Origin of the sequence: Brevundimonas sp. (assembly GCF_036405315.1) — a bacterium.
Taxonomy (GTDB): Bacteria; Pseudomonadota; Alphaproteobacteria; order Caulobacterales; family Caulobacteraceae; genus Brevundimonas.
The window spans coordinates 1-6,449 of record NZ_DASWXW010000069.1; the positions used below are offsets into that span (position 1 = coordinate 1).

Genomic DNA, 6,449 nt, shown 5'->3' on the forward strand with positions numbered 1-6,449 from the left:
CGCTCTTTGGGCGGGATGTAGTCCACGTCCTTCGACATCGTGTAGCTGTGGACCGGGCGGTAATCGATCCGCGACTGGCCCTTGGCCTCGTCCAGCCAGGACAGGGTGTGCTTCATCCAGTTCTTGTCGTCGCGGTCCGGATAGTCCTCTCGGGCGTGGGCGCCGCGGCTTTCGGTGCGGTTCAGGGCGCCCTCGATGGTGACGAGGGCCTGGTCGATCAGGTTGTCGTATTCGAGGGTCTCGACCAGATCGGTGTTCCAGATGAGGCCGCGGTCGGTGGTGCGGATGTCGTCGCCGGCGGCGTGGATGGCGCGCAGCTTGGAGACACCCTCCTCCAGCGTCTTGCCGGTGCGGAAGACGGCGGCGTCCGACTGCATGGCGCGCTGCATGGCGGTGCGCAGCTTGGCCGTCGGGGTCGAGCCGTTGGCGTTGCGGAAGCGGTCGAGGCGGGCCAGGTGGGCGTCGGTGGCCGAGGCGGGCGCGTCCGGCACGGCGCTGTTCTTGTCGACGATCTCGCCGGTGCGCAGGCCGGCGGCGCGGCCGAACACGACCAGGTCGGTCAGGGAGTTGGAGCCCAGACGGTTGGCTCCGTGCACCGAGACGCAGGCCGCCTCGCCGACGGCCATCAGGCCGGGGACGACGCTGTCCGGGTTGCCGTCACGCAGGGTGAGCACCTCGCCGTGATAGTTCGTGGGGATGCCGCCCATGTTGTAGTGCACCGTCGGCAGCACCGGGATCGGTTGCTTGGTGACGTCGACGCCGGCGAAGATCTTGGCCGACTCGGAGATGCCCGGCAGCCGCTCGTGCAGGATGGCCGGATCCAGGTGATCGAGGTGCAGGAAGATGTGGTCCTTGTTCGGGCCCACGCCGCGGCCTTCGCGGATCTCGATGGTCATGGAGCGGCTGACCATGTCGCGCGGGGCCAGGTCCTTCACGGTCGGCGCATAGCGCTCCATGAAGCGCTCGCCCTCGGAATTGGTCAGGTAGCCGCCCTCGCCCCGCGCGCCCTCGGTGATCAGGCAGCCGGCGCCGTAGATGCCGGTCGGGTGGAACTGGACGAACTCCATGTCCTGCAGCGGCAGGCCGGCGCGCAACACCCTGGCGTTGCCGTCGCCGGTGCAGGTGTGGGCGCTGGTGGCGCTGAAATAGGCGCGGCCGTAGCCGCCCGTGGCCAGGATCACCAGCTTGGCCCGGAAGCGGTGCATCTCGCCGGTGTCGAGCTGGAGCGCCGTCACGCCGGTGCAGGCGCCGTCCTGCATGATCAGGTCCAGCGCGAAATACTCGATGAAGAACTTCACTTCCCGACGGACCGACTGGCCGTAGAGGGTGTGCAGGATGGCGTGGCCGGTGCGGTCGGCGGCGGCGCAGGTGCGCTGCACCGGGCCCTCGCCGAAGTTGCGGGTCATGCCGCCGAAGGCGCGCTGATAGATGCGGCCGTCGTCCGTTCGGCTGAACGGCACGCCCCAGTGCTCCAGCTCATAGACGGCCTTGGGCGCGTTGCGGACCAGGTATTCGATCGCGTCCTGGTCACCCAGCCAGTCCGACCCCTTGACGGTGTCGTACATGTGCCACTGCCAGCTGTCCTCGCCCATGTTGCCCAGGCTGGCCGAGATGCCGCCCTGCGCCGCCACGGTGTGCGAACGGGTGGGGAAGACCTTGGTCACGCAGGCGACCTTCAGCCCCTGCTGGGCGGCGCCCAGGGCGGCGCGCAGGCCCGAGCCCCCGGCGCCGACGACGACGACGTCATATTCGTGATCGATAAGCTCGTAAGCGGCCATGACGGATCAGACTCCGGCCGGCAGCGGGGCGGAGCCCGTCGCCAGACGCACGATGAAGAAGACGCTGGCCGCGGCCAGCAGCAGGCAGACGATGTTGATCAGACCGATCAGCAGCGCCTTGTTGCCCGGACGATGGATGTAATCCTCGACGATCACCTTCCAGGCCAGGCTGGCGAAGCCGAAGAAGACCACGGCGGTGACCGCCGCCAGCGTCGCGTTCAGCCCGTTGGCGAACCACGCCAGCACGCCGTCGTGACCGGCGCCGGTCAGGGTCAGGGCGGTGGAGGCGACCCACAGGGCTAGCGGCATCAGGATCAGCAGCGCGACCTTTTCGATCGCCCATTCGCCGGCGCCGTGACGCTCGGACACCTTCACCCGGTTCTTGAACCTGGCCGGAGCGCTCATAGCGACACCTTTCCGCTGGCGAACAGAACGATCCAGAAGATCGCCGTCAGGACGAACGGCCCCCACACGGCGATGTGCGACAGCAGATTGGCCGACGGCACCGTCAGGCCCGCGCCCGTATCGTTGATCAGGTGGCGCCCGCCGTTCAGCAGGAAGGAGAACAGCACCCACGTCAGCCCGATCCCGACCAGCAGGCCCAGCGGCGACGCCGCACAGGCCGCCAGCGTCGCATAGGCGTCCGGCCCGCTCGCCAGCACGGCCAGCCAGCCGACCAGCATCGCCGCACCCACCGTCGCCGCGCCGATGGTGACGCGGAACAGGATCGAGGCGGTCATGGTGATGTGCCAGCGCCAGATCTGCAGGTGCGGCGACAACGGACGGACGCGGCCATTGGGCTGGCGAACGAAACGGCCGGTCTGGTCGTCACGAGCGTCGCCGGAGACCGGGGAAGGGCTCGACATGCGAATGGTTCTCAATAAACCCGAGGGATTTCAGGCGTTGAAATCAGTGAACAGGCTTTAGTGACCCCAAAGGGCGGGTGTCAACGAAACGGGCCGTCGCGGCGCCGCAATTGCGAATTCGACGAAGAGTCGCCGCACCCCTCTAGCCATCGGGCGCCCGATCGGGGCAGCTTTGGCCCATGCTGATCGCCGCCGCCCTTCTGATGATCCAGTCGACGCCCGCGCCCCAGGACGCCCCCGCCGCGACCACGCCCGTCCCCTATGCGGCGCCGTCCGACCTGTATCGGCTCGAAGCCATGCCCTTCACGCCGCCGGCCAATTTCGCGCCCGTCGCGCCCCAGGGCGATTCCGTGGCCGAGAGCGCCGACCTGCGCCGCCGTCTGGACAGCGCCGTGACCGTCGACGACTACCGTCGCAGCTACGAACAGCCGCCCTCGCCCTTGGCCCAGGCCTATGACCAAGGCGTCGCCAACGCCGAGATCAGCGCCGACAGCCGCATGGGCGCCCTGGACGGCCGCTGGCGCCTGCTGGACCAGGACGGGACCGAGCTGATGCGCATCCTGCTGCGCGACCCCGGCGACCGCCCGATCGAGGGCGCCTGGCGCAAGGACTGGCGCGTCGGCCCCATCCCCGCCGCGACCAAATCGGGCGTCGAGGCGGTGCTGACCCTGCCCGACGGCGTTCTAACGCTGCGCCGCACCCCGGGCGGCTGGCGCGGCGTGCTCAAGGGCCCCGACGGCGAAAAGACCGTAACCCTCAGCCGCTGATCTGCGCGCCCAGAATCCGGGTGATCGCCGCTTCCCGCTCGTCCGGCCCATAGGCCCGCGCCGGGCCGCGTCCCCAGACGGGATCGGGCCACAGGGCGTCGTCGCGGCGGCGGCCGACGACATGGACGTGCAGCTGGGCGGTGACATTGCCGATGGCCCCGACGTTCAGCTTGTCCACCGGCCGGTCCGACGCCGCGCCCAGCGCCCGCACCAAGGCGCCCGCGCGCACCACCTCCTCCATCAGCGCCGCCCGATCCGCCGCCGACAGGTCCTCCAGTTCGACCGCGCCCGCCCGGCGGGGGATCAGGATCAGCCACGGAAACCGCGCGTCGTCCTGCAGCCGCACCTGACACAGCGGCCAGTCGGCGGCGAGGACGGACCCCGCCTCGAACGCCGGATCGGCGGCGAAGTCGCTCATCCGTTCAGGCCGTAAACCACGCAGGCGCTGTCGGTCAGTTCGCGCAACGGCGGCTGCAAGGCCAGCCGGGCCGCCTCAATGGCGGCCTCGGTCGGGATCGCAAAGCTTATTTCGGGCCGCGGCGGCGCCGGAGGCGGAGGCCCTCCCGCCCTGGCCCGCGTACCCGTCACCACCACTTCATCGACCGTCGTGGCTTGCCCCGCGCCCCCGGAATAGGACGGCCAGCCCGCCAGCACGTCGGTCTGACAGGCGCGGCCGGTCGGGTCGATCACCTTGACCCGGCCCAGGGTCGCGCCGGCGTTCTCGGCCGCCGCCTGCGCCCGGCGCCGCGCGTCCTTCACCGCCTCGGCCGCCAGGTTGGTCTTCCAGGCGTTGTCGGGATCGAGCGAGAAATAGACCTGGCCGATCGACGTCGGCTGCGACGCCACCACGGTCGCATAGATCCGCTCCAGCGCCGCCACGTCCCGGATCGCCAGGCTGACGGTCGCATCGGCCTGATAGCGCTCGATCTTGTCGGCCCGCATGTTGTCGCGAAGATTGCCGTTCTCGTCGCGGTACTGGTCGTACAGCGGCCGGGTGGTCAGGGTCGTCTCGACCCGCACCGTGTCGACGCCGTACGCGGCCAGCGTCCGGCTCAGCGCCCGCACCTGATCCGCCGCCTTGCGCGAGGCGTCGGCCGCCGTCCGGTCGATGGCCTGGAAGCTGGCGTTGAAGCCCGCGCGATTGGCCTGGATCTCGACCCGCACCTGCCCGATCGAGGCGATCACCGGATCGCGCATCCACCACGGCGCGGGCACATGGCTGGCGCCGATGGTCGCCGGCGGCGTCTGGGCCAGGGCCAGGGACGGCAGGGCGGCCGGGGCGGCGGCGATCAGCAGAACAGCGGCGACAAGGCGCATGGGCGTCTCCCTATTTGCGGCCACCGTCGCAGGCCCGGGCGGGGCCGTAAAGGCCGGCGCCTTGCCCAGCCTTCCGCGCGGGTCTAGACCGCCCGCCATCCACCACCGTTTCGCACACGCAACATCGACTGGAGAGACTGTATGGCTCGCGCAAAGATCGCCCTTATCGGCGCCGGCATGATCGGCGGCACCCTGGCCCACGTGGCCGCGCGCGAAGCGCTGGGCGACGTCATCCTGTTCGACATCGCCGAAGGCACGCCGCAGGGCAAAGCCCTCGACATCGCCGAAGCCTCGGCCGTCTTCGGCCAGGACGTCGCGCTCAAGGGCGCCAACGACTACGCCGACATCGCCGGCGCCGACGTCTGCATCGTCACCGCCGGCGTGCCGCGCAAGCCGGGCATGAGCCGCGACGACCTGATCGGCATCAATCTGAAGGTGATGAAGGCCGTCGGCGAGGGCATCAAGCAGCACGCCCCCAACGCCTTCGTCATCTGCATCACCAACCCGCTCGACGCCATGGTCTGGGCCCTGCAGAAGTTCTCGGGCCTGCCCAAGGAGAAGGTCGTCGGCATGGCCGGCGTGCTGGACTCGGCGCGCTTCGCCTACTTCCTGGCTGAAAAGACCGGCGTCTCGGTGCAGGACATCCACGCCTGGACCCTGGGCGGTCACGGCGACGACATGGTGCCGATGGTGCGCCACTCGACCGTGGGCGGCCTGCCGCTGCCGGACGCCGTCGCCGCCGGCTTCCTGTCGCAAGCCGATCTGGACGCCATCGTCGAGCGTACCCGCAAGGGCGGCGGCGAGATCGTGGCCCTGCTGAAGACCGGCTCGGCCTTCTACGCCCCGGCCGAAAGCGCGATTGCGATGGCCAAGTCCTACCTGCTGGACCAGAAGCGCGTCCTGCCCTGCGCCGTCTGGCTGTCGGGCGAGTACGGCCTCAAGGACCTCTACGTCGGCGTCCCGGCCCTGATCGGCGCGAACGGCGTCGAGAAGATCGTCGAGTTCACCACCAACGACGACGAAAAGGCCATGTTCGCCAAGTCGGTGGAATCCGTGAACGGCCTGATCCAGGCCTGCAAGGACATCGAGCCGTCGCTGGCTTAAGGCCAGCGAAGAGGCGCTATCGCTCGGCTCGCGGAGCCTCGCTGCTTGAGCGCATAGGCGTCCCGGCCGCGTCGGGTCGAGAAGGCGGAGCCTTCTGACCGCGGCCGAACCAAAATGGAAAGGGCCGCATCTTCGGGTGCGGCCTTTTTTCTGGTCAGTTGGCCGGGGTCGCCGCGTTCGGCACGAAATAGCCGACGTGCAGGGCGAAGGCGGGCAGAAGGCTGCGCCAGATGGCGACGCTGTCGGTCAGTTGCGACGGACCGATTCCGTTCAGCAGCACCACGTCCTGCTGGAAGATGGCGGCGCCGTCGACGCGTCCGCCCGAGGGGGCTTCGTAGAAGGCCTTGGTGAAGCGGCGCTCGGCGTTCCAGGCGTTGACCCTGTCCAGCGTCACCTGAGGATTGCTGAACCCGGCGCCGAATTGCAGGTCGCCGCAGACCTGGTTTTCGCAGCTGTTGAAGGTGACGGTCCAGGCCAGATCCGCGCTTTCATGCACCTGGACATAGGGCTCGTTCCCGCCCTGCACCTCGCCCACGGTCAGGCCCTGGGCCTTCAGCCAGTCGACCACGGCGGCGACGGGCAGGCCGGTCGACGCCGGCGCCGCGTCGGGCGCCGGC

General features: G+C 69.6%; 8 protein-coding genes. 2 read left to right on the plus strand and 6 right to left on the minus strand.

Going from position 1 to position 6,449, the window contains the following annotated elements; translation table 11 throughout:
• The 3 genes from sdhA to sdhC form a co-directional block, all read right to left on the minus strand.
• Positions 1-1,778: succinate dehydrogenase flavoprotein subunit (gene sdhA, locus VGE49_RS04540; RefSeq protein WP_331033390.1), on the minus strand; the 1,778-nt coding region annotated here is incomplete at its 3' end.
• A gap of 6 nt (positions 1,779-1,784) precedes the next feature.
• Positions 1,785-2,183: a succinate dehydrogenase, hydrophobic membrane anchor protein gene (sdhD, locus tag VGE49_RS04545; RefSeq protein WP_331033391.1), complete on the minus strand. Its 399-nt coding sequence runs from the start codon at positions 2,181-2,183 to the stop codon at positions 1,785-1,787.
• The gene (gene sdhC, locus VGE49_RS04550) at positions 2,180-2,644 is read right to left on the minus strand and encodes a succinate dehydrogenase, cytochrome b556 subunit (protein WP_331033392.1); all 465 of its coding nucleotides are present in this window, start codon (positions 2,642-2,644) and stop codon (positions 2,180-2,182) included. Before sdhC ends, sdhD begins: the two co-directional genes overlap by 4 nt.
• Before the next feature lie 179 nt (positions 2,645-2,823).
• Between sdhC and VGE49_RS04555 the strand changes: the two genes are divergently transcribed.
• Positions 2,824-3,411, plus strand: a complete 588-nt coding sequence (locus VGE49_RS04555) for a hypothetical protein (protein WP_331033393.1) — start codon at positions 2,824-2,826, stop codon at positions 3,409-3,411.
• Here the strand turns inward: VGE49_RS04555 and VGE49_RS04560 are convergent.
• Together VGE49_RS04560 and VGE49_RS04565 are read right to left on the minus strand one after the other, a co-directional pair.
• Positions 3,401-3,829: an HIT domain-containing protein gene (locus tag VGE49_RS04560; protein WP_331033394.1), complete on the minus strand. Its 429-nt coding sequence runs from the start codon at positions 3,827-3,829 to the stop codon at positions 3,401-3,403. The two genes, VGE49_RS04555 and VGE49_RS04560, sit on opposite strands and share 11 nt — an antisense overlap.
• A complete protein-coding gene (locus tag VGE49_RS04565; RefSeq protein WP_331033395.1) occupies positions 3,826-4,728 on the minus strand; it encodes an SIMPL domain-containing protein in 903 nt (300 codons plus the stop codon). The genes VGE49_RS04560 and VGE49_RS04565 overlap by 4 nt, the downstream gene beginning before the upstream one ends.
• A 141-nt stretch (positions 4,729-4,869) precedes the next feature.
• Here VGE49_RS04565 and mdh point away from each other — a divergent pair, with 141 nt between their 5' ends.
• Positions 4,870-5,832 carry a malate dehydrogenase gene (mdh, locus tag VGE49_RS04570; RefSeq protein ID WP_331033396.1) on the plus strand — a complete coding sequence of 321 codons (963 nt, stop codon included), beginning with the start codon at positions 4,870-4,872 and terminating at the stop codon, positions 5,830-5,832.
• A 154-nt stretch (positions 5,833-5,986) separates the two neighbouring features.
• Here the strand turns inward: mdh and VGE49_RS04575 are convergent.
• The coding region (locus tag VGE49_RS04575) for a YbjN domain-containing protein (protein WP_331033397.1) at positions 5,987-6,449 on the minus strand (463 nt) is incomplete at its 5' end.